The organism is Bradyrhizobium sp. RD5-C2 (genome assembly GCF_019972155.1).
Classification (GTDB): domain Bacteria; phylum Pseudomonadota; class Alphaproteobacteria; order Rhizobiales; family Xanthobacteraceae; genus Bradyrhizobium.
The window spans coordinates 253,154-273,945 of the sequence record NZ_BOVL01000022.1; the positions used below are offsets into that span (position 1 = coordinate 253,154).

A 20,792-nucleotide genomic window follows, 5' to 3' on the forward strand; every position below is an offset into this window, starting at 1 on the left:
GGAATGACGAACTCAGACATATTAGCTTCGAACGTTAGAGCGGAATCCATCAATGGCCCTCGTCCTCACCGAAGAACAATCCATGCTGCGCGACAGTGCGCGCGGTCTCATCAGCGACAAGGCGCCGGTGGCGCATCTGCGCGCCTTGCGCGATGGCAAGGACACCACCGGCTTCTCGCGCGAGCTCTGGAAGACCTTTGCCGAGATGGGCTTCTCCGGCCTGCTGGTGCCGGACCAGTTCGGCGGCAGCGGACTTGGCTGCGTCGAGGCCGGCATCGTCATGGAGGAGATCGGCCGTACCTTGATGCCCTCGCCATTCCTCGCGACCTCGGTGCTTGCGGCCTCGGCGCTGTCGCGCGGCGGCAGCGAGGCGCAGAAGGCGCAGCATCTGCCGAAGATTGCCGATGGCTCGCTGCTCGCAGCGCTGGCGATCGATGAGGGCGCGAAACATCGCCCGCTGCAGACCAAGTTGCAGGCGGCGCGCTCCGGCAACGGCTTCAAGCTGTCCGGCGACAAGGCCTTCGTGGTCGACGGCCACACCGCCGATCTGTTGATCGTCGCGGCGCGCACGGTCGGCAGCGCCGGCGATAAGAACGGGTTGACGCTGTTCCTGGTCGATCCGAAGGCCAAGGGGCTCGCGGTCGAGCGCACCGCGATGGTCGATTCGCACAACGCGGCGCGCATCGTGTTCGACAATGTCGAGGTCAATGCCGACAGTGTGCTCGGCGAGGTCGATCAGGGCTTTGGGCTGCTCGAAGGCGTGCTCAATATCGGCCGCGGCGCGGTCGCGTCCGAAATGGTCGGTCTCTCCGACGAGGTGTTCGGCCGCACCGTGACCTACCTGAAGGAGCGCAAGCAGTTCGGCAAGGCGATCGGCGAATTCCAGGCGCTGCAGCACCGCGCCGCCGAGCTCTACATCGATATCGAGATCACCCGCGCCGCCGTTCTGAAGGCGCTGCAGGCGCTCGATGCCGATCTGGGCAAGGCTGCCACTGCGGTCGCGGTCGCCAAGGCGCGCGCCGGCACAACTGCGACGCTCGCCGTGCAGGAAGGCGTGCAGATGCATGGCGGCATGGGCATGACCGACCAGTTCGACATCGGCTTCTTCATGAAACGCGCCCGCGTCTGCCAGGAGCTGTTCGGCGACAGCAATTTCCACACCGACCAGCTGGCGAGCGGCAAGGGATACTGATCGGGAACGCCAGCGCCGCCGCATAATGCGGCGTCGTCGCCACGCAACACTCTGTCATCGCCCAGTTCGACCGGGCGATCCAGTATTCCAGAGACGGTTGTGCTTGAGCCGAGAAGCCGCGGCGTACTGGATCACCCGGTCGAGCCGGGTGACGACAGTTGAGCGTGCGGTGGCGGCTGTGGCCTGGTACGCTGCCGTTTACCGGATCGGCGGGGCGTACTGGACGCCGCCGGCGTTCCAGAGCTGGTTCATGCCGCGCGGAATCTTCAGCTTGGAATCGGCGCCGACGTTGCGGTCGTAGACTTCGCCGTAATTGCCGACATGGCGGATAATGCGCACGGCCCAGTCCTTGGTCAGGCCGAGATCCTCGCCATAGGAGCCCTCGGTGCCGACCAGCCGCATTACTTCCGGCTTCTTCGACTTCAGCGCCTCGTCGATGTTCTTCGAGGTGATGCCGAGCTCCTCGGCGTTGATCATGGCGTAGAGCGTCCACTTCACGATCATCATCCAGTCGTCGTCGCGCAAGCGGACCACGGGCGCCAGCGGCTCCTTGGAGATGATGTCGGCCAGGATGGTGTGGTCGTTCGGCTTCGAGAGGTTGAGCCGCAGCGCATAGAGCTGCGAGGCGTCCGACGTCAGCGTATCGCACTGGCCGGTGTCATAGGCCTTCACGACATCCTCCAGCTTGTCGAACTTCATCTCCGTGTACTTCATGTTGTTGGCACGGAAATAGTCGGCGAGGTTGAGCTGCGTCGTGGTGTTGGCCTGCACGCAGACCTTGCTGCCGTTGAGGTCGAGCGCGGAATCGATGTTGCGCGCGCGCGGGATCATGAAGCCCTGGCCGTCATAATAGGCGACCGCCGGGAAATAGAGGTCGTAATTGGTCTCGCGCGACATGCTCCAGGTAGAGTTGCGCGAGAGGATGTCGACCTTGCGGTTCTGCAGCTCCTTGAAGCGTTCGCTGGCGTCGAGCGGAACGAACTTCGCCTTCGTCGGATCGTCGAAGATCGCCGATGCCACCGCGCGGCAGAAGTCGACGTCGAAGCCGGTCCAGTTGCCCTTGTCGTCCGGGATCGAGAAACCCGGCAGGCCCTTGTTGACGCCGCACAGCACGTCGCCGCGGCGGACGGTGCGCTTCAGCGTGCGGGTGTCGTAACGCTCATAGGTGATGGCGGCGGCCGCAACCAGTGCGGCGACCGCGAGCCCGATCGTCAGGCCGCCTCGAAATGTACGCATGGGTTCTCTCTCGCGAATGATCGGGGGAAAAACAGGTCGGATATCGAAGGCGGGTGGGTCGAAATTACAGTTCGGGCTTCTGCCGGATGATCACCTTGGTGCCGACGGGAACGCGGTTGTAGAGATCGGCGACGTCGGCGTTGACCAAGCGGAAGCAGCCGGACGAGATCGCGGTGCCGATGGTGTCGGGCCGGTTGGTGCCGTGGATGCGGTACACCGTGGTGCCGAGATACATCGCGCGCGCGCCGAGCGGATTGCCCGGGCCGCCCGCCATGAAGCGCGGCAGATAGGGCTGGCGGGCGATCATTTCCGGCGGCGGGGTCCAATCCGGCCACTCGGCCTTGCGGGTGATGGTCACCAGGCCCTGCCACGTGAAGCCGTCGCGGCCGACACCGATGCCGTAGCGCAGTGCACGGCCGTTGCCCTGCACGAGATAGAGATGGCGTTCGGCGGTGGAGACGATGATGGTGCCCGGCGCCTCATTGGTCCGGTAGTAGACGACCTGCTTCTGCCATTCCGGATCGAGCTCATAGCTGTCGTCGGCGACCAGGCCCGGCTCGTCGGCGTCCGGGCGGTTCTGGGCAAAGCCTTGCGACGTCGACAGCACGAGCGCGCCCGTGGCGATCAACATCCAGACCAGGTGACGAAGTTTCGTCATGCAAAGCTCTCCTTGTTGGCGCGCGGCCAATGGTTGCTCCACCCAAATCGCGCGAGGCATCAAATCTCAGCGGCAGCTTGATGGCAAGTTTAGGGCGGGCATCACACTATATCACTGTAATGCTTCTGTTTTTTGTCACTGGACCCGTGGCACGCCGCGTGGCGGCCTTATTTCGGCGCAATCCAGAGTCGCAACGCGAAAGAGACCAGGGTCACCGTGCCGACGCCGCCGAGCCAGAGCGCTGCAAACCACAACAGGCGCTGGCCGAGCGGCCGCTGATTCGGGCCCGGTGGTGACATCAGTGGTATCCGTGGCCGGGGCGCACCTTGCCGCGGAACACCCAATAGGCCCAGGCGGTGTAGCCGAGGATCAGCGGCACCAGGATCGAGACCCCGAACAGCATGAAGATCTGGCTGTTGGCGGGCGACGCCGCCTGCCAGATCGTGATGCTCTGCGGCACGATGTATGGATACATGCTAATGCCGAGCCCGGCATAGGACAGTCCGAACAACGCCAGCGTCAGGAAGAACGGCTGGTGGTCATTCTTGTTGCCGAGGGCACGCAGCAAGAGCGCGGTGACGGCGGCGACCGCGATCGGGACCGGCGCGGTGAGGATGATGTTGGGCCAGGCGAACCAGCGCTGGGTGTACTGCACGGCCAGGAACGGCGTTGCGATGCTGACGGCGCCGATCGCGCACAGCATCGCGACCAGCAACACCCACGTCAGATGATAGGCGCGCTCGCGCAGCTCGCCTTCGGTCTTCATCACCAGCCAGGTCGCCCCCAGCAGCGCATAGCCGATCACCAGCGCAATGCCGGTCAGCACGCTGAACGCCGTCAGCCAATCCCACCAGCCGCCGGCATAGTGGCGTCCCTCGACATGGATGCCTTGCAGGATGGCGCCGAGCGCGATGCCCTGCGCCAGCGTCGCGACCAGCGAGCCGCCGGCGAAGGCGAGGTCCCATTTGTTGCGCGCCTTCTGGGTGCGCCAGCGGAATTCGAACGCGACGCCGCGGAACACGAGGCCGAGCAGCATCGCGATCATTGGCGTGTAGAGCGCCGGCATCAGCACCGCATAGGCCAGCGGAAACGCCGCCATCATGCCGCCGCCGCCGAGCACCAGCCAGGTTTCGTTGCCGTCCCACACCGGCGCCACCGTGTTCATGATGACGTCGCGATCGGCCTTTTGCGGAAACAGCGGAAACAGGATGCCGAGGCCGAGGTCGAAGCCGTCCATCACGACATAGACGAACACCGCGAAGGCGATGATGAAGGCCCAGATCGTGGGGAGGTCGATGGGAATGCTCATCGCGCGCCCTCCACGGCAGCACCTGCCGCCGGCGTGATGCCGGCCGCGCGGGCGGGAAGGTCTTTGGTCGGGCCCTGCTCGCCGGGATGCGGCGGCTGCGCCATCAGCCGCAGGATGTAGATCACCCCCGCGGTGAACACGGCGAAATAGACGATGATGAAGGCGATCAGCGACGAGCCCACCGCCGGCGCCGCCAGCGGCGATGCCGAATCGGTGGTGCGCAGCAGCCCGTAGACGGTGAACGGTTGCCGCCCGGTCTCGGTGGTGATCCAGCCGGCGAGCACCGCGATGAAGCCCGCCGGGCCCATCAGGACCGCGAAGCGATGCAGCAGCGGTGACTGGTACATCATGCCGCGCCAGCGCATCAGCAGGCTGAGCAGGCCGAGGCCGAGGATCAGGAAGCCGAGCCCGACCATGATGCGGAATGCCCAGAAGGTGATCGGCACCGGCGGCCAGTTTTCACGCGGCACGGTGTCGAGGCCGGCAAGCGGTGCATCGAGCGAATGCTTCAGGATCAGCGACGACAGTTTCGGCACCTCGATCGCGTATTTGACCTTGGCCTCACGCTGGTCGGGCCAGCCGAACAGGATCAGCGGCGCGCCGTCCTTGTGGCTCTGGAAGTGGCCTTCCATCGCCATCACCTTGGCCGGCTGGTGCTCCAGCGTGTTGAGGCCGTGCTGGTCGCCGGCGAGGATCTGGATCGGCGCCACCAGGGTCGCCATCCACATCGCCATCGAGAACATCACGCGCGGGCCGGCGAGATGCTGGTCGCGCAACAGGTGCCAGGCACCGACCCCGCCGACCACCAGCGAGGTGGTGAGATACGCCGCCAGCACCATGTGCACGAGGCGATAGGGGAATGAGGGATTGAAGATCACCTTGAGCCAGTCGGCGGCGACGAACTGGCCGTCGGCATTGACGGCATAGCCAGTCGGCGTCTGCATCCAGGAGTTGGCCGACAGAATCCAGAACGCGGAGATCAGCGTGCCGATCGCGACCATCAACGTCGCCACGAAATGCAGCCTGGGGCCGACACGTTCGAGCCCGAACAGCATCACGCCGAGGAAGCCGGCCTCGAGGAAGAATGCGGTCAGGACCTCATAGGCCATCATCGGGCCGATCACCGGCCCAGTCTTGTCGGCAAAGGACGACCAGTTGGTGCCGAACTGGTAGGACATCACGATGCCCGAGACCACGCCCATGCCGAACGCGACCGCGAAGATCTTCAGCCAGTAATTGAACAGGTTGATGTAGACCTCGCGCTTGGTGGCCAGCCACAGCGCTTCGAGCACCGCGAGATAGCTCGCAAGCCCGATCGAGAATGCGGGAAACACGATGTGGAACGACATCGTGAAAGCGAATTGCGCGCGGGCGAGTACGACCGCATCCCAGCCTTCGAACATGATCCACCACCTGCCGTCGACCTGGCGTGGACCCTACCACGCCAGATGCGACGACGACACAGGGCGGATTGTCCGATCAGCTATTGGCGTTGAGCAGCCGGGCGACGGTGCGGTCGATCTCGTCATAGCTGCCCTCGCCGGCATGCGAGAACACGATCTTGCCGCTCTGGTCGATGACGTATTGCGCCGGCCAATACTCGTTGTGGTAGGCGTTCCAGGTCTGTGAATTGTTGTCCTGCGCCACCGGATAGAGGATGCCGTGCCGCTTCAGCGCCGCCTGCACGTTGGAGGCCGAATGCTCGAACGGGAATTCCGGCGTGTGGACCCCGATCACGACGAGGCCGCGATCCCGGTACTTTGAATAGAGCTGGGTGACGTGCGGCAGCGTGTTGACGCAGTTGACGCAGCCATAGGTCCAGAAATCCACCAGTACGACCTTGCCGCGCAAATCGGCGAGCTTCAGCGGCTGCGAATTGAACCAGTTGCTGATCCCTGAGAATTCGGGCGCGGCCTGGCTCTGCGCGGTGGTCATCGCGGTCGCCATCGGAACGGGCACGGCCGGCGCGTTGGACTCGGTGCAGAGGCCGGGGATGACGGCGCCGCCGAGGCCAAGGCCCGCCACCAGCGTGGATACAGCAATCAAGCGCAGGGACATCGATCTCTCCTTATGAGCTCACAGGCCGATCTGGCCGTTGGGATAGAACTGGGTCAGCCACGCCACTATCAGCGTGTCGTATTGCAGGTAGGACAGCGCGGCGAAGGCGATGATCACGACGCCAAATCCCTGTTGGAGCCGCGGCGCGATCCGCGCCATGCTGCGCACGCGGGTGGTCACGGCCTGCCCGCCATAGGCGATCGCAAGCATCGGGATCGCGGCGCCGATCGCGTAGGTGACGAGCTGCAGGCTCGCCCACGCCGTATCCTTCGAGGTCGCGACGATGGTCAGGATCGAGCCGAGCACGGGACCGGCGCACGGCGTCCAGACCAGGCCGAGCGTCGAGCCGAGCACGAAGCCGCCGAACAGGCTCGGCGACGGCCCGGCCTGACCGAGGCTGCCGGCCGCGCCGGTCAGCCGGATCGACAGCCACTCGAACGGCACCGGCCAGATCATCAGGAGGCCGAAGCCGGCGAGCAGGATCGCAGCGCCGGTCCGCAACAGGTTGGGATCGAAGTCGAAGGCGCGCGTGATCGCGCTCAGCAGCAATGCCACCGCAGAGAATGACATCACGAAGCCGAGCGCGATCATCGCGGGCCGCGCTTTGCCGGTCTGGCCTATCGATACCCCAAGCAGGATCGGCAGCATCGGCAGGGTGCAAGGAGCGGCGACGGTGGCGACACCGGCAAGCAGGGCAAGGGCAAGGCTGAGCATCGTCGTCCGTCCATCAGAAGTCCCGGCGCGCCAGAAGGCCGTGCCGGGTACGCCTGATGTTCTTCGCGACGACGGCGTGGCCGTTACGGCCAAGCAATCGCCGGCGCCGTCACGTCCGTGTGAGACGAGCCGTGCTCAGCCTCACGGCGGCGCGGGTGCTGTTCTGATTCGGACACTCGCTGCGACAAATTAGGACAATCCGGGAAAGACCGGACAGACTGGCAAATCCTAATCTGCAATCCTCGCTGGCATTTCAACGATGGAACAATTTTGGGGAGTTTCAGTGTGCCAGCGTGGTCCCGAGAGGATGAGGAGCGACTATTGCAGATGCTTCGCGATACCAGCCTAACGCAACGCGAAATCGCCCAAAAGCTGAAGCGTACTGAGGCTGCGGTGAGCGCGCGACTGACGGTTATCAGGAGGCGAGCTACGGACGGGGATTAGACCACTCAGCGGCGCGGCGAGGCGGCCTCAGCGTTCGTTCCAACGCGCTGATGCGCGCAGAGGGCCGGGAACCCGTCACAGGAATTAAAGCATAGCCCTATGCGCGGACATGGAGTTGTCGCGGCAACTATGCCCGGTACCATGCAGATGCGGTCCATTCGCGTGGTTGCCGCTAGGGGTGCGTCACGCACGCGCCCGACAACCAAAGTCTAAACTAGGCCCCGGCGGCTTGCCCGCTCTGGGGCCTTTTTTCTTCTCTCTTGCCCATCCACCCGCGCCGGCCGTCTCTGTGGCGGAGACGACCGGCGACGAGCTTTGGGCCGTTGTCCCGTGCTGAGTGAGATAGGCGGCCCAGGTTGCGAGCTACACGATGCAAATCGGGAAAGCATGTCCGGGTCACTACGCGCTCATGCACAACAACGTGCATTAGGAACAGCTGTGCAGCCGCGTGGTTGATCAGCGATCCGGTGCCTGGAACGGACAGCACTTGGACACGGCCTCAGCGTTCCCCCGGCGCTGGGGCCGTTTCTTTGGATGCTCGCGGAGGAAAAGAACGCTCCAGGATCGTCAGTTTCTGGCGGCTGCCAACTGAGGCGGCCTCATATTGAGCGGCCCCAGCAACCTTGGGGGGCCATGGGGGCCGGTGCTGGGGCCATCTACCGGCCCGTTTGGTGCGTGCGGGCCAGGTGGGCTTTCGTCAAATCAATAGAGCAACTGCAGCTATTGCGACCGGGCACAATCCCAATACGATGATGCCCGCGCGGAAAAGAACTTCGGACATAGGACGCACCCTCAATGAGGGTCTAAGCTATGTTAGTGGTGCAGCCACGCCCAGTGCAGTCCGTGCCACTTTCGTCCGCCCCGTAATCTTACGGGAAAAGCCCTCACCACGGTGGCACCGCGCTAGACAATTTCGATAGCCGGCTCGCTGCCGGCAATCGCGTGATCATCACTCACGCGCGCAATCCGCCGGGGGACAGCACCTGATACGATCAACCAGGTTTCGGGGTGCGCTCCATCTCCGATGACAACAGTCGTGTCCTGATCTTGGATCGCTTGGAGCACCTGTATTAGTTCACGGACTGTCACCTGAATGTCCTCCCGAGAACGAGGGGCGACAATCCTATGGCACAAACTGCATATGGCCCATAAAAATCTGTGATGGGTATAGAACGCCAAATTATAACATCGACATCGCGGCGTGCGAGTTCCGTTCACCCACACGGAGAACCTCGGTAACCCCTCTGCTCTGTGGATCAGGAACGGATGGCGTCCAATCGAAATCTTTGTGCCTAGAACGATGAATAGGCCTTCTCGGCAGTCCTGCGGAAAACATCGGTTCCGGCCATCGTTTCCGTTCGTTTAATCCGAACCAGGACACTCCAAGAATCAACTTGGGACACGGGGGCTTACAGCACCGCGGCGCGCCAAAAACAGAGCGACCCGGCTGGGGGGCATCCCGGCCGGGTCGTTGGAGGTTACTTGGGAGGTTAGAACTTAAGGAGGTATCGAAACCTGGGTCAGTGAATTGGGGTTCGGGTTGCGTCGTTGGATATCGGTATAGAGATCGCGTTTTTCCGGGTGATGTCGTCGATTGTTTCAATTGTTTCGTCGCCGAACTTTTTTGGCTTCGTGGACAACTATCCGGACGCTTGATCTCCTTCTAAATAATTGAATTTGCTTTGCTTTAGGCCGCGACGCTGTCCACGCCGGCGCCCCTCAGGAGGTCGGCGAGCTGCTTGCGGGCATAGAACATGCGGGTCTTTACCGTGCTCTGCGGGATACCGATGATCTGGCCGGCCTCCTCGACCGACTTCTCATGGTAGTAGACCAGATTGATGATCTCGCGGTGGGCCGGCGACAGCTTGGCGACGCAGGCGCGCAGGATCTCGCTGGTGGTGGCGCGATCGAGCGAGGTTTCCGGCGTGTCGGCACCGTCGGCGATCTCCAGCACGTCGTCCTGGTCGATGTCCTCATGCCGGCGCTGGCGCAGTGCGGTCAGCGCCTTGAAGCGGGCGATCGACAGCAGCCAGGTCGAGACCTGCGAGCGGCCCTCGAACTGGGCCGCGGTGCGCCAGACGTCGAGGAACACCTGGCTCACCAGGTCCTCGGCCATCGTGGTGTCGCGCACCATGCGGAGCACGAAGCGGTAAACCCGCACGTTGTGACGGGCATAGAGCGTGTGCATCGAGGTGCGGTTATTCTTGGCGATATGCGCGAGCAGCGTTTCATCCGAGGTCGCGCGTGCAGCGTCGATGTGCTTCTTGGCTGCAGAGTTGATGGCGATGACGTTCGGCATGACAGGCTCCCAGTTCGCCGTTGGGCGGCGGTTCGTTGGGAGAAACGTTAGTTAGCGCCCGTTTCCGGATGTCTGCGCGAAAAGCGGAAAATGGTTTCGTGACCGGGAGAATTGTTTCGTCGCGGCCTCGGCGACGAAACATTCGGGACCAAAAAGCCAGTCATTTCAATGTACGGAAAATTGGAACGGGCCGATTCGCCTGCGGTGGAACGAATCCGGGCCATGACTTTCGGCACTATTCGGCCGCCTGTAGCGCGGGCGCTGCCTTTTTCGGGGCAATCCAGAACGCATCGGGCCGCTCGAACAGGAAATTGGCCCGGACTGCCAGCGCCAGCCGCCAGATCAGGAGGGAGCCTGCGACGCCGATCGCGGTGACGATCAGCGAGACCCAGCCGATGTCGTGGATGACATCGAACCGCAGCAGAAGGGTGCGTGACGCGGCCATCGGCAGGAAGAAGGCCAGATAGATCACGATCGAGTGCTCGCCGCAGAAGCGCAGGAAGCCGAGCCAGTGCGCGCGCGCCAAGAGCGTGCCGGTCACGATGATCGCGCAGGCACCGGCGAGGCCGAGCGCCAGCGAGACGACCGGCCATTCGCTGACATCGAGCGCGACCAGGCCGCCATTGACGAGCGCCCAGAGCCCGAGCCCGAGCAGTGCAAATGCCGGCCGCGCCCGCGCGCGGTCCGACAGCGCGAACACGTAGGCAGCGAGCACATAGCCGGTGAAGAAGTAGACGAAGCGGGCGCAGAACTCGTCGATCACGGTCCAGCCGGTCACGACATGCGCGCTCTCCAGCGCCGCCGCGACCAGCCAGATCGCGAGCGGGTGGATGTTGCGCGTGAGCTTGGTGACGACGAAGAAGATCGGCAGCAGATAGATGAACCACAGCGTGCCGAACGGCTCAATGAAGGCCTCGAGATATTGCAGCCCGACCGCGGCCCAGCCCGCCTCGGCGGCCAGCGACGGCGCTTTGAAGCCGAACTGGATCGTCACCCACAGCACGTAGAAATAGGCGAAGTGCATCACCTTGCGGTCGAGATAGGTGCGCCAATCGCGATCGATCACGACAGACAGGAACAGCCCCGAAATCAGGAAGAAGTCCGGCATCCGGAACGGCTTTGCGAACACCACGACATAATGCATGAAGCCGGTCTGCTCGGCGGCCTTCTCGACCCCCAGCACCGAATGCATCATCACGACCATGACGATGCAGATGCCCTTGGCATAGTCGACCCAATCGACGCGCGCGGCCGCGTTCCCAAGTGATCGATCAAGTGATCGATCAAGGGAACGATCTGTCGCAGCCTGTGTGCCGTTTGTGGTCATCCTTGTCCTGTTCCGGCGTGATCGGGCTCATCATCGGCCCGATCTGTTGCTTTCTCCTTTACCCATACAAATGATGTGCCGCCGAAGGCGGCCCTTTCTCCGGTTCCCTGTAATCGGCGAATGGTCTAAGAGGCCCGGAAATCCCAAGAGAATCCCGAGAGAATCCGGGGTTCGTTAACCACAGGGAGGCAGGTCGGCCGAGCGCCGCTGCCGCGATGAGACCGCTTGCCGCACCAATTCGATAGCCCGCTGCCGATCGACGCCGTGCTCGATGAGCTCGACCGCACGCTCGATCGCCACAATGCCGCCGTGCTGGTCGCGCCGCCGGGCGCCGGCAAGACCACGCGCGTGCCGCTGGCGCTGCTCGATGCGCCCTGGGCCAAGGGCAAGAAGATCATCGTGCTGGAGCCGCGCCGCATCGCCGCGCGCGCCAGCGCCGAGCGGATGGCGAAGACGCTCGGCGAGCGGCCCGGGGAGACCGTCGGCTATCGGGTGCGCTTCGGCTCAAAGGTGTCGCGCGCGACGCGGATAGAGGTCGTCACCGAAGGCATCTTCTCGCGCCAGATCCTCGACGATCCCGAACTCACCGGCGTCGCCGCGGTGCTGTTCGACGAATTCCACGAGCGCTCGCTCGATGCCGATCTCGGGCTGGCGCTGGCGCGCGACGCGCAAACCGGCCTGCGCGAGGACCTGCGCATCCTCGTGATGTCGGCCACGCTCGACGGCGCGCGCGTCGCAAAACTGCTCGGCGATGCGCCTGTTGTCGAGAGCGAGGGGCGCGCCTTCCCGGTCGAGACGCGTTACGTCGGCCGCAAGGTCGACGCGCCGGTCGAGCGGCAGATGGCCGAGACGATCGCGACCGCGCTGCGCGCCGATGCCGGCTCGGTGCTCGCCTTCCTGCCGGGCGCGGCCGAGATCCGCCGCACCCAGACGTTCCTCGCCGAGCGCGTGCACGACGCCTCGGTCGAGGTCGTGCCGCTGTTCGGCGCGCTCGATGCGGCCGTGCAGGATCGCGCCATCGCGCCGGCGCCGAAGGGCATCCGCAAGGTGGTGCTGGCGACCTCGATCGCCGAGACCTCGCTGACCATCGAGGGCGTGCGCATCGTGGTCGATTGCGGCCTGGCGCGGGTGCCGCGCTACGAGCCTGATATCGCGCTGACCCGGCTCGAGACCGTGCGGGCCTCGCGCGCCGCGGTCGACCAGCGGCGCGGCCGCGCCGGTCGTACCGAGCCCGGCGTCTGCTACCGACTCTGGGACGAGCCGCAGACCGCGTCGCTCCCGGCCTATACCGCGCCCGAGATACTCTCGGCTGATTTGTCCTCGCTGGTGCTCGACCTCGCGCAATGGGGCGTCACCGATCCCGCGAGCCTGGCCTTCCTTGATCCGCCGCCCGGACCGGCGCTGAAGGAAGCGAGATCGCTGCTCAGCGAGCTCGGTGCGCTGGACGGTGACGGCCGCATCACCGAGGAGGGTAAGAGCCTGCGCGCGCTGGCGCTGCCGCCGCGGCTCGCGCGCATGATCGTGGATTCCGCGCGCTTTGGTATGGGCGAGGAGGCGGCCGAGATCGCCGCGGTGTTGACCGAGCGCGGGCTCGGCGGCGACAGCGTCGATCTCGACCACAGGCTCGACCAGTTCCGCCGCGACCGCTCGCAGCGCGCATCGAGCGCGCGCAGCATGGCCGCGCGCTGGGCTTCGCAGGTGAAGGTTGCGGTCAGCGAGCAGAAGGATCTCTCCACCGGCGTCATGCTGGCATTCGCGTTTCCGGACCGTGTCGCGAAAAACCGCGGCAATGGCAGCTTCGTGCTGGCCAATGGCCGCGGCGCCGCCGTGGAGCAGACCGCGGCGCTGGCGCGACTGCCTACTATCGCGGTCGCCGAACTGACGGGGACGGCTGCGAACGGCCGCATCCTGCTGGCGGCGCCGATCACCCAGGACGAGATCGAGCAGCGCTTCGCCGACCAGATCGAAAACGCGGAAGAGGTGACGTTCGACCGCGGCGCGATGGCGCTGCGCGCGCGCCGCCGGCGTTCGCTGCATGCGATCACGCTGTCGGAGGCGCCGATGTCGCTCAAGCCATCGGCCGAGACCGCGCGCGTGTTCGCCGACGGCCTGATCGCTGCGGGTCTCGACCGGCTGCCGTGGTCGAAGCATTCGAAACAGTGGCGCGATCGCGTCATGTTCCTGCGCAAGGCCGAGGACGACAGCTGGCCCGATCTGTCTGATACGGCCCTCGCCGCGCGCGCCGACGACTGGCTGGTGCCGGCGCTCTACGACAAGACCGCGCTGAAGGATCTCTCCGCCGGTGACCTGTCGGACGCGCTGATGACGCTGTTGCCATGGGAGTTGCGGGCGCGGCTTGATCGCGAGGCGCCGACGCATTTCGAGGCGCCGACCGGAACGCAGCTTGCAATCGATTACGAGGCCGAGCAGGGCCCGACCATCGCGGTGCGGCTGCAGGAGCTGTTCGGGCTCAACACCCATCCCTCGATCGCCAGGGGCGCGGTGCCGCTGGTGCTGGAACTGCTGTCGCCGGCGCAGCGTCCGGTGCAGGTGACGCGCGACCTGCCGGGTTTTTGGCGCGGCAGTTACGCCGCGGTGCGTTCCGACCTGCGCGGCCGCTATCCGCGCCATCCCTGGCCGGAAGATCCCGCCAGCGCGATGCCGACCCGGCGCGTGAAACCGCGCGGCACTTGATGCCGGCGCAAACGTTTCGCGTGTTGCGCTAGCTAGACTGGACCACCGCTATTGCAGCACTCTCGACTGTCATCACCCGGCTTGCCGCCTTCGCCGAAGCTTCGGCGCGCCGATGATCGTGGCCTCGTCGAAGTCTTGGCGTAGACGGGACCGGGTGATCCAGTACGCCGCGGCCTCTCGGCTCGAGCACAAGCGCCTCTGGAATACTGGATCGCCCGGTCGAGCCGGGCGATGACGGCGTGTTGTGCGGCGACAAGGGCGCCGGTCTCCATTTCCCCGATCATGCTTCATCGGTTGCGCTGGCGAGCGTCGGCAAACGGTGGTTAGATTTGCGTGCCGGGATCACGGGCTCGCGCGTGGGGGACACCGCTATGGAGATCAAGAACGCATCGCCTTCGCTGTACAACGAAGATTTGGCGCCGGCCAAGGAACGCAATTGGGGCGCCTTCAGCATCTTCAACGTCTGGACCTCGGACGTGCATAGCCTGTGGGGCTATTATCTCGCCGCCAGCCTGTTCCTGCTTTGCGGCAGCTTCGTCAACTTCATCATCGCGATCGGCGCCGGCTCGCTGGTGATCTTCGTGCTGATGAGCCTGATCGGCAACGCCGGCGTCAGGACCGGCGTGCCCTATCCGGTGCTGGCGCGGGCCTCGTTCGGGATCTGGGGCGCCAACATTCCGGCGCTGGTGCGTGCCATCGTCGCCTGCTTCTGGTACGGCGCGCAGACCGCGGCGGCCTCGGGCGCGATCGTCGCGCTGCTGACCCGCATCGACAGCTTCAAGGCGTTCCACCAGACGAGCCACGTGTTCGGCCATTCCACGCTCGAGGTGATCTGCTTCGTCGTGATCTGGGCGCTGCAACTCCTGATCATCCAGCGCGGCATGGAGACGGTGCGGCGTTTCCAGGATTGGGCGGGCCCCGCGGTGTGGCTGATGATGCTGGTCCTTGCGATCTATCTCTGCGTCGCGGCCGGTGGCATCTCGCTCACGGCGCCGATCCCGCAGGATGTGTTGCTGGAGAAGACCAGGGAGGCCGGCGTGCCCGGCGTGCCCGGCTCCTTCCCGGCGCTCTGCGCCGTCGCTGCGACGTGGATCACCTATTTCGCCGCGCTCTATCTCAACTTCTGCGACTTCTCGCGCTACGCGCCCGACGTGCACGCGCTGCGCAAGGGCAATATCTGGGGCCTGCCGGTCAACCTGATCCTGTTCTCGCTGGTCGCCGGCGTCACCACGATCGCGGCGTTCAACGTCTATCACGAGGTGCTGCTGCATCCCGACCAGATCTCGGCCAAGTTCGACAGCTGGTTCCTGGCGCTGCTCGCAGCGGTCACCTTCGCGGTGGCGACGCTCGGCATCAACGTCGTCGCCAACTTCGTCTCGCCGGCGTTCGATTTCTCGAACGTGTTTCCGCGGCATATCGACTTCAAGAAGGGCGGCTACATCGCGGCGCTGATTGCGCTCGCGCTGTATCCGTTCGCGCCCTGGGAGGGCAGCGCTGCCTCGTTCGTCGGGCTGATCGGCGCGACCATGGGGCCGATCTACGGGATCATGATGGTCGATTATTATCTGATCGCCAAAGGTCGCGTGAACGTGCCGGCGCTGTATCAGGAGAACGGCGAATATCGCTTCCAGAACGGCTGGAACGTCAGCGCGCTGATCGCAGCCGCGATCGGCGCGCTGTTCTCGTCGGTGCTGCCGAACTTCACCTCGATCCTGCCGTCATGGTGGGCGGTCTATGGCTGGTTCTTTGGGGTCGCCATCGCGGGCGCGGTCTATTACGCGCTGCGGGTTGCGATGCCGAGCCCGGTCGCCAAGACGGCCTGAAAGACGGCCTGAGGGGCGGCAAAATCCGTCCGGGCGAGGCGGTCGATGACATTCGGCCGCCTCAGCGGGCTCGCATTAACTGTTCGCTCATCCTTTTCGCCAAAATGGCAGGCTCGCGCTGCCGCCCTCGCTCGCGGCGGGGCGTCCGGCGTGGTGAAATTGCGTGTTCGGTTTTCCGAGTATGGTGTCATGCGTAACTTGATGATTTTCGCGGCCATCCTGATCGGGCTGGGCACCTTCATGGCCCAGATGGCCAGCAAGATGGCGCCCGCTGCCGCGACCACCGCCAAGCAGACCACAGCCCCCGCCGTCACGGTGGCGCAGGCCAGCGCCCGCACGCTCAGCATCGCGCCCGATCCGCGCGGTCACTTCGCGACCGACGGCCGAATCGACGGCCAGCGCATCAACTTCATGGTCGACACCGGCGCCTCCGTGGTTGCTCTGAACGAGACTTCCGCAGCGCGCTTCGGCCTGCGCCCGGTGCCGGGCGATTACACCTCGCGCGTCACCACCGCGAACGGCACCATCAAGGCGGCGCGGGCCCACCTCGCCATGATCGAGATCGGCGGCCTCACCGTGCGCGACGTCGATGCGCTGGTGCTGCCGGACGAGGCGCTGTCGGAAAACCTGCTCGGCCTGTCCTTCCTGTCGAAGCTGAAGCGCTTCGAATACGCCAACGGCAAATTGTTGCTGGAGCAATAGGCAGCACTTTCGCACTGCGAGGGAATTCAGGGCGCTGCTTGTTCACATTTTGGGAATGAGAGGGTAGTCGAGTCGATCTTCGCGACGGCGCGGCATTGGTGCCAGACGTTCGCGGGCAACATCGGACCTGAAGCGCTTGCGCAGAGTGTCGAGCCGGTCTCCCGGCGGACTCACCGTAAATCTCTATTGCGGAGTTACCTCCACGCACTGAGCGGGGTCTGAAATACAGAACTCAGTTTTCCCGGTAGTCTGATCGATCTTCCAAGAGCCTAACACTGGCAATCCGCCAAAAATGTTTGAAATCCCTCCCTGTACGTTAGGTCCTTTGTCGGTTGGTTTCTCTGGAAAGCCGGGCCTCTCGGTGCATTGACCGGTCAGTTGCTTGGTCTCGGCGTCGAGGACTGCGGTGCAATGATGACGCTTCTGGTTCTTGTGGTCGAGGCGTTCGATAGCATAATGGTTTACCCCAGTCTCCACAGTCGCAAACTCAGCGGAAAACTCGTAATCCGCAGCGAACCCAACGGCCGATATCACGGTTAGCGAAAGTGCGAGTATCCCGGTCTTCAGAAGCTTCATGAGGCCTCTCAATGTCTTCGCCTGTGATGCGGACCATATCCCCAGATCGATTGCCCAGATCTTTTCGAACTCGGCCTTTGATATCACTTCCGGCTCGAACTCGGGATCGGCAGCGATCTCCTCAACGGACGGCAATGGCATCTGACCCAGGCCCGTGTCCCCGACCTCAACTTCGGCATCGGCATACCCGATCCTTCCGTCGGGAAAGATTTCAACCTTACGGAGCTACCAATGTTCGTGATCCAACTCACTGTAGATAAGGACTGGTCGGTGGGGTAACGCGTGAATCCACTTCACCTTGAGATAGGTCATTGGTCGGATGCCTTTCCGCCAGACGTTCGCGGGCAACATCGGACCTGAAGCGCTTGCGCAGAGTGTCGAGCCGGCCTCCCGGCGAGCTCACCGTAAATCCCTGGCGCACTCTCTAATATAGTCGGGCGGATCGTCGACATTTGGGCAGCGCACTACCTCAGAACATAAAATCTCATCATGCAGCTTAAATATCGAGACTTTTAAACGCTCGCCTTTCTCCGTCGGTCTCCCAATAATAGCTATGCCCAGGCCGGCATCGTCGCCCGATAGCGACACCTCATCTTCCCCAAAAGGAAAAACGGATAGGCACTCTTTCGGCACATCGGTCCATTGCCCATTGTGTTCAATGCGCATCGACCGTTCCAAGCCTGCCCCAAACCCCTTCTTTTCCGGGTCTCGGTCGCAAACTGCCTTGAGGGTGCGAAGTTCGATCTTCGCAAGATCCCCGCCTTGTTGATTTTTGAAGGTCAAAGTCACGACATCCGGCTTACACCAGGGGCCGGAGTTTGCTTTGCATACCGTTGAACTGGAGAGGAGAAGGCATAAGGCTCCCGCGAGCGCGAACATTTTCATCGTCATCACTCAATATTTGTACTTCGCATTGTCTCGATCTCCATCGCTCTCGAGCTGATTATCCCAGTGCATGTGCCCACGTGCCACCGCACCGCTATCGCCAAACCCCACACCACCGCCTAGCGCTCCGTCTTGGAATCCGCGCGCGATCTGATCGAAGTAATATAGTCCGCCGCGCTTATGAATTTCCACGCCCAGTTCGGGGATAAAACCCCTGCTCTTGGTCTCTTCCGGGTAATGTTGGGCACCAAGATCTAGCATTTCCTTACGGGCAGCATCCCATGCGCGCTCCGCGCTTTCGAACCCGATCCCCGCATTGCGGCTAGGATAGTCGCCACCTTCGGCGCCGCCAAAGCGCTTGATGCCGGCGATGCCACCCGATCCGCTAGAGCTGTTGCCAGTCGCCGGCCCGTTGACGCCGGGCTGACCGGCTCCGGTCGAAGGCTGTTGGGGTTGCGGCTGTGGCTGCTGCGCTAGTTGAGTTGGTGTCGGTGGCTGTTGAATCTGTGCCTGTTGAATTACGCTATCCGCGGCGAACGGATCGTGGTCAACGGGAACGAGCGAGTAGTCATCGAAATCCGGCTGATGGTCCACCGGCACCAGAGAGTAATTGGGCATTGATCATCACCTGTAGATATTGCGCACGCCTTCGGGCGCGTGCGTGCGTGACCGCACCTCGCGGAGAAGGCTGGGTTGGCTTTATGTGTTGAAGGCAAGTGCTTGAGTGATGGCTTGCGCGAGGGCGCGGAAGTGTCGCTTCCGGCTCGGCTTGCCATCGTACTCGCCGGGCGCCCGCCTGTCGGCGGGGCGGCCCTGGCTGTTAGCCAGTTCGGTTCGCTGCGGTGGCCAATTGCGGCGCGCTCGGCAGTGGATTGGCCGACAGCGGCTTGTCCGATTCAAAAAGCCCGCAGCGGATTTTCCGGTGCGGGCTCAATTGTTGCGACGATGAAAATGTACCGGTGAGTTGCCCGACGTGTCAATTGTTCGACGCGCAGATTGCGGAGCGCCGGGAGCGGCTGAAATAACAACCGTACGGTAACGCCTGCCCTGGCCTGGCGCCGCCCCTGCAGAAACCATGCTGGGTCGGAGCGATGAGCGGTCAAGCAGCTCTCAGGGCGCAACAGCGCGGCGTGTTGCGCCGCCGCGCAAGGATGGGTGGATGACGACAGTATTTCGCCGACGCCAAATCTGCCGTAATTATTGGCCACAAGCCGTCAATCCTGCCTTCCGCTGCGGCGATGCATTCGCTAAAGCCAGCGGCATCGTTCCTCCGCATTTCCACGAGGCCATTTCTGATGTTTCCCAAGCCGAAACCCGCGCTCGTTCCGAACACCTATGCCTTCGAATCCGAGCCGATGGTGAAGCCGACCGGGTTTCGCGAATACGACGCGCGCTGGCTGTTCAACAAGGAGATCAATCTGATGGGCGTGCAGGCGCTGGGCATGGGGCTCGGCGCGCTGATCGCGGAGCTCGGCGTCAAGCAGGAGATCGTCACCGGGCACGATTTCCGCGGCTATTCAGCGTCGATCAAATACGCGCTGATCTCCGGCCTGATGGCGGCCGGCTGCAAGGTGCACGACATCGGGCTCGCGGTCACGCCGATGGCCTATTTCGCGCAGTTCGATCTCGATGTGCCCTGCGTCGCGATGGTCACCGCCTCGCACAACGACAATGGCTGGACCGGCGTCAAGATGGGTGCCAACCGTCCGCTCACCTTCGGCCCCGACGAGATGACGCGGCTGAAGCAGATCGTGCTCAGCGCCGACTTCAACAACAAGGCCGGCGGCTCCTATCAATTCCATGAAAACTATCCGGCGCGCTACATCGCCGACCTCACCAGCCGGCCGAAGCTGAAGCGCAAGCTGAAGGTGGTGGCGGCCTGCGGCAACGGCACCGCGGGCGCGTTCGCGCCGCAGGTGCTGGAAGCGATCGGCTGCGAAGTGATCCCGCTCGACACCGAGCTCGATCACACCTTTCCGAAATACAATCCGAATCCGGAAGACATGGAGATGCTGCACGCGATCCGCGATGCGGTGCTGGCGCACAAGGCCGATGTCGGCCTCGGCTTCGACGGTGACGGCGACCGCTGCGGCGTGGTCGACAACACCGGCGAGGAGATCTTTGCCGACAAGGTCGGCGTCATGCTGGCGCGCGACATGTCGGCGATCAACGCCAACGCGCAGTTCGTCGTCGACGTGAAGTCGACCGGGCTGTTCGTGACCGATCCCGTGTTGCAGAAGCAGGGCGCAAAAACCGTCTACTGGAAGACCGGGCATTCCTACATGAAGCGCCGCACCAACGAATTGGGCGCGCTCGCCGGCTTCGAGAAGTCCGGTCACTTCTTCTTCAACAAGCCGTTCGGCCGCGGCTATGACGACGGCCTGGTGTCGGCGATCGCGATCTGCGAGATGCTCGACCGTGCGCCCGGCAAGTCGATGGCCGACCTGAAGGACGCGCTGCCGAAGACCTGGTCGTCGCCGACCATGTCGCCGCATTGCGCCGACGAGGCGAAGTATGGCGTGGCCGACGCCGTGGTGAAACACTTCGAGACGCTGCAGCAACAGGGCGCGCAGGTCGCGGGCCAGAACATCCGCGATCTCGTCACCGTCAACGGCGTGCGCGTCACGGTCGCGGACGGCAGCTGGGGTCTGGTGCGCGCCTCCTCGAACAAGCCGGAGCTCGTGGTCGTGGTCGAAAGCCCGGTCAGCGAGCAGCGCATGCGCGACATGTTCGAGGCGATGGATTCCGTGCTGCGCACGCATCCCGAGGTCGGCGAATACAATCAGAAGATCTGAGCGCACTGCTCGCGGCAATCACACTGTCATCACCCGGCTCGACCGGGTGATCCAGTATTCCAGAAACGGTCGTGATTGAG

General features: G+C 63.7%; 16 protein-coding genes and 1 pseudogene. 5 read left to right on the forward strand and 12 right to left on the reverse strand.

Features of this window, described 5'->3' with window-relative positions; translation table 11 throughout:
- Window positions 1-52 precede the first annotated feature (52 nt).
- Window positions 53-1,192 carry an acyl-CoA dehydrogenase family protein gene (locus BraRD5C2_RS29930; protein WP_223974716.1) on the forward strand — a complete coding sequence of 380 codons (1,140 nt, stop codon included), beginning with the start codon at window positions 53-55 and terminating at the stop codon, window positions 1,190-1,192.
- Window positions 1,193-1,390: 198 nt separating this feature from the next.
- On the opposite strand, the gene BraRD5C2_RS29935 is transcribed toward BraRD5C2_RS29930, so the two are convergent.
- The 9 genes from BraRD5C2_RS29935 to BraRD5C2_RS29975 form a co-directional block, all read right to left on the reverse strand.
- Window positions 1,391-2,428, reverse strand: a complete 1,038-nt coding sequence (locus BraRD5C2_RS29935; RefSeq protein ID WP_223974717.1) for an amino acid ABC transporter substrate-binding protein — start codon at window positions 2,426-2,428, stop codon at window positions 1,391-1,393.
- 64 nt (window positions 2,429-2,492) lie between these two features.
- Window positions 2,493-3,086 carry a L,D-transpeptidase gene (locus BraRD5C2_RS29940; RefSeq protein WP_223974718.1) on the reverse strand — a complete coding sequence of 198 codons (594 nt, stop codon included), beginning with the start codon at window positions 3,084-3,086 and terminating at the stop codon, window positions 2,493-2,495.
- Window positions 3,087-3,253: 167 nt separating this feature from the next.
- The gene (locus BraRD5C2_RS29945) at window positions 3,254-3,385 is read right to left on the reverse strand and encodes a DUF2474 domain-containing protein (RefSeq protein WP_223974720.1); all 132 of its coding nucleotides are present in this window, start codon (window positions 3,383-3,385) and stop codon (window positions 3,254-3,256) included.
- Complete coding sequence (gene cydB / locus BraRD5C2_RS29950; RefSeq protein WP_223974722.1) at window positions 3,385-4,395, reverse strand: cytochrome d ubiquinol oxidase subunit II; 1,011 nt, start codon at window positions 4,393-4,395, stop codon at window positions 3,385-3,387. The genes BraRD5C2_RS29945 and cydB overlap by 1 nt, the downstream gene beginning before the upstream one ends.
- Window positions 4,392-5,798, reverse strand: a complete 1,407-nt coding sequence (locus BraRD5C2_RS29955) for a cytochrome ubiquinol oxidase subunit I (RefSeq protein ID WP_223974724.1) — start codon at window positions 5,796-5,798, stop codon at window positions 4,392-4,394. The genes cydB and BraRD5C2_RS29955 overlap by 4 nt, the downstream gene beginning before the upstream one ends.
- Before the next feature lie 76 nt (window positions 5,799-5,874).
- Complete coding sequence (locus BraRD5C2_RS29960; RefSeq protein ID WP_223974726.1) at window positions 5,875-6,453, reverse strand: thioredoxin family protein; 579 nt, start codon at window positions 6,451-6,453, stop codon at window positions 5,875-5,877.
- An 18-nt stretch (window positions 6,454-6,471) separates the two neighbouring features.
- Complete coding sequence (locus BraRD5C2_RS29965; protein WP_223974728.1) at window positions 6,472-7,167, reverse strand: cytochrome c biogenesis CcdA family protein; 696 nt, start codon at window positions 7,165-7,167, stop codon at window positions 6,472-6,474.
- 2,131 nt (window positions 7,168-9,298) lie between these two features.
- Window positions 9,299-9,910, reverse strand: coding sequence for a sigma-70 family RNA polymerase sigma factor (locus BraRD5C2_RS29970; RefSeq protein WP_092122590.1), 612 nt, complete (start codon window positions 9,908-9,910; stop codon window positions 9,299-9,301).
- Between the two features lie 235 nt (window positions 9,911-10,145).
- Window positions 10,146-11,237, reverse strand: a complete 1,092-nt coding sequence (locus tag BraRD5C2_RS29975) for an acyltransferase family protein (protein WP_223974730.1) — start codon at window positions 11,235-11,237, stop codon at window positions 10,146-10,148.
- A gap of 225 nt (window positions 11,238-11,462) precedes the next feature.
- Here BraRD5C2_RS29975 and hrpB point away from each other — a divergent pair, with 225 nt between their 5' ends.
- The 3 genes from hrpB to BraRD5C2_RS29990 all read left to right on the forward strand — a co-directional run bounded on the left by hrpB (window position 11,463) and on the right by BraRD5C2_RS29990 (window position 16,456).
- On the forward strand, window positions 11,463-13,931 hold the full coding sequence (hrpB, locus tag BraRD5C2_RS29980; RefSeq protein ID WP_223974732.1) for an ATP-dependent helicase HrpB: 2,469 nt from the start codon (window positions 11,463-11,465) through the stop codon (window positions 13,929-13,931).
- A 371-nt stretch (window positions 13,932-14,302) separates the two neighbouring features.
- Entirely contained in the window at window positions 14,303-15,754 is a 1,452-nt protein-coding gene (locus BraRD5C2_RS29985; protein WP_223974734.1) for an NCS1 family nucleobase:cation symporter-1, read from the forward strand.
- A gap of 189 nt (window positions 15,755-15,943) precedes the next feature.
- A complete protein-coding gene (locus BraRD5C2_RS29990) occupies window positions 15,944-16,456 on the forward strand; it encodes a TIGR02281 family clan AA aspartic protease (RefSeq protein ID WP_223974736.1) in 513 nt (170 codons plus the stop codon).
- A 183-nt stretch (window positions 16,457-16,639) separates the two neighbouring features.
- Here the strand turns inward: BraRD5C2_RS29990 and BraRD5C2_RS29995 are convergent.
- From BraRD5C2_RS29995 to BraRD5C2_RS30005, 3 genes and pseudogenes are all read right to left on the reverse strand, one after another.
- Window positions 16,640-17,383, reverse strand: a pseudogene (locus tag BraRD5C2_RS29995) (DUF6881 domain-containing protein).
- Between the two features lie 48 nt (window positions 17,384-17,431).
- On the reverse strand, window positions 17,432-17,917 hold the full coding sequence (locus tag BraRD5C2_RS30000) for a hypothetical protein (RefSeq protein ID WP_223974740.1): 486 nt from the start codon (window positions 17,915-17,917) through the stop codon (window positions 17,432-17,434).
- Window positions 17,918-17,926: 9 nt separating this feature from the next.
- Window positions 17,927-18,535 (reverse strand): hypothetical protein, encoded by a 609-nt coding sequence (locus BraRD5C2_RS30005; protein WP_223974742.1) that lies wholly within the window; start codon window positions 18,533-18,535, stop codon window positions 17,927-17,929.
- Window positions 18,536-19,212: 677 nt separating this feature from the next.
- Between BraRD5C2_RS30005 and BraRD5C2_RS30010 the strand changes: the two genes are divergently transcribed.
- Window positions 19,213-20,712 (forward strand): phosphomannomutase/phosphoglucomutase, encoded by a 1,500-nt coding sequence (locus BraRD5C2_RS30010; RefSeq protein WP_223974743.1) that lies wholly within the window; start codon window positions 19,213-19,215, stop codon window positions 20,710-20,712.
- Window positions 20,713-20,792: the final 80 nt, after the last annotated feature.

Bases quoted from the DNA above. Each gene is read 5' to 3' on its own strand.
- BraRD5C2_RS29930 (WP_223974716.1), top strand. From the start codon at position 53: ATGGCCCTCGTCCTCACCGAAGAACAATCCATGCTGCGCGACAGTGCG.
- BraRD5C2_RS29935 (WP_223974717.1), bottom strand. From the start codon at position 2,428: ATGCGTACATTTCGAGGCGGCCTGACGATCGGGCTCGCGGTCGCCGCA.
- BraRD5C2_RS29940 (WP_223974718.1), bottom strand. From the start codon at position 3,086: ATGACGAAACTTCGTCACCTGGTCTGGATGTTGATCGCCACGGGCGCG.
- BraRD5C2_RS29945 (WP_223974720.1), bottom strand. From the start codon at position 3,385: ATGTCACCACCGGGCCCGAATCAGCGGCCGCTCGGCCAGCGCCTGTTG.
- cydB (WP_223974722.1), bottom strand. From the start codon at position 4,395: ATGAGCATTCCCATCGACCTCCCCACGATCTGGGCCTTCATCATCGCC.
- BraRD5C2_RS29955 (WP_223974724.1), bottom strand. From the start codon at position 5,798: ATGTTCGAAGGCTGGGATGCGGTCGTACTCGCCCGCGCGCAATTCGCT.
- BraRD5C2_RS29960 (WP_223974726.1), bottom strand. From the start codon at position 6,453: ATGTCCCTGCGCTTGATTGCTGTATCCACGCTGGTGGCGGGCCTTGGC.
- BraRD5C2_RS29965 (WP_223974728.1), bottom strand. From the start codon at position 7,167: ATGCTCAGCCTTGCCCTTGCCCTGCTTGCCGGTGTCGCCACCGTCGCC.
- BraRD5C2_RS29970 (WP_092122590.1), bottom strand. From the start codon at position 9,910: ATGCCGAACGTCATCGCCATCAACTCTGCAGCCAAGAAGCACATCGAC.
- BraRD5C2_RS29975 (WP_223974730.1), bottom strand. From the start codon at position 11,237: ATGACCACAAACGGCACACAGGCTGCGACAGATCGTTCCCTTGATCGA.
- BraRD5C2_RS29985 (WP_223974734.1), top strand. From the start codon at position 14,303: ATGGAGATCAAGAACGCATCGCCTTCGCTGTACAACGAAGATTTGGCG.
- BraRD5C2_RS29990 (WP_223974736.1), top strand. From the start codon at position 15,944: ATGCGTAACTTGATGATTTTCGCGGCCATCCTGATCGGGCTGGGCACC.
- BraRD5C2_RS30000 (WP_223974740.1), bottom strand. From the start codon at position 17,917: ATGAAAATGTTCGCGCTCGCGGGAGCCTTATGCCTTCTCCTCTCCAGT.
- BraRD5C2_RS30005 (WP_223974742.1), bottom strand. From the start codon at position 18,535: ATGCCCAATTACTCTCTGGTGCCGGTGGACCATCAGCCGGATTTCGAT.
- BraRD5C2_RS30010 (WP_223974743.1), top strand. From the start codon at position 19,213: ATGTTTCCCAAGCCGAAACCCGCGCTCGTTCCGAACACCTATGCCTTC.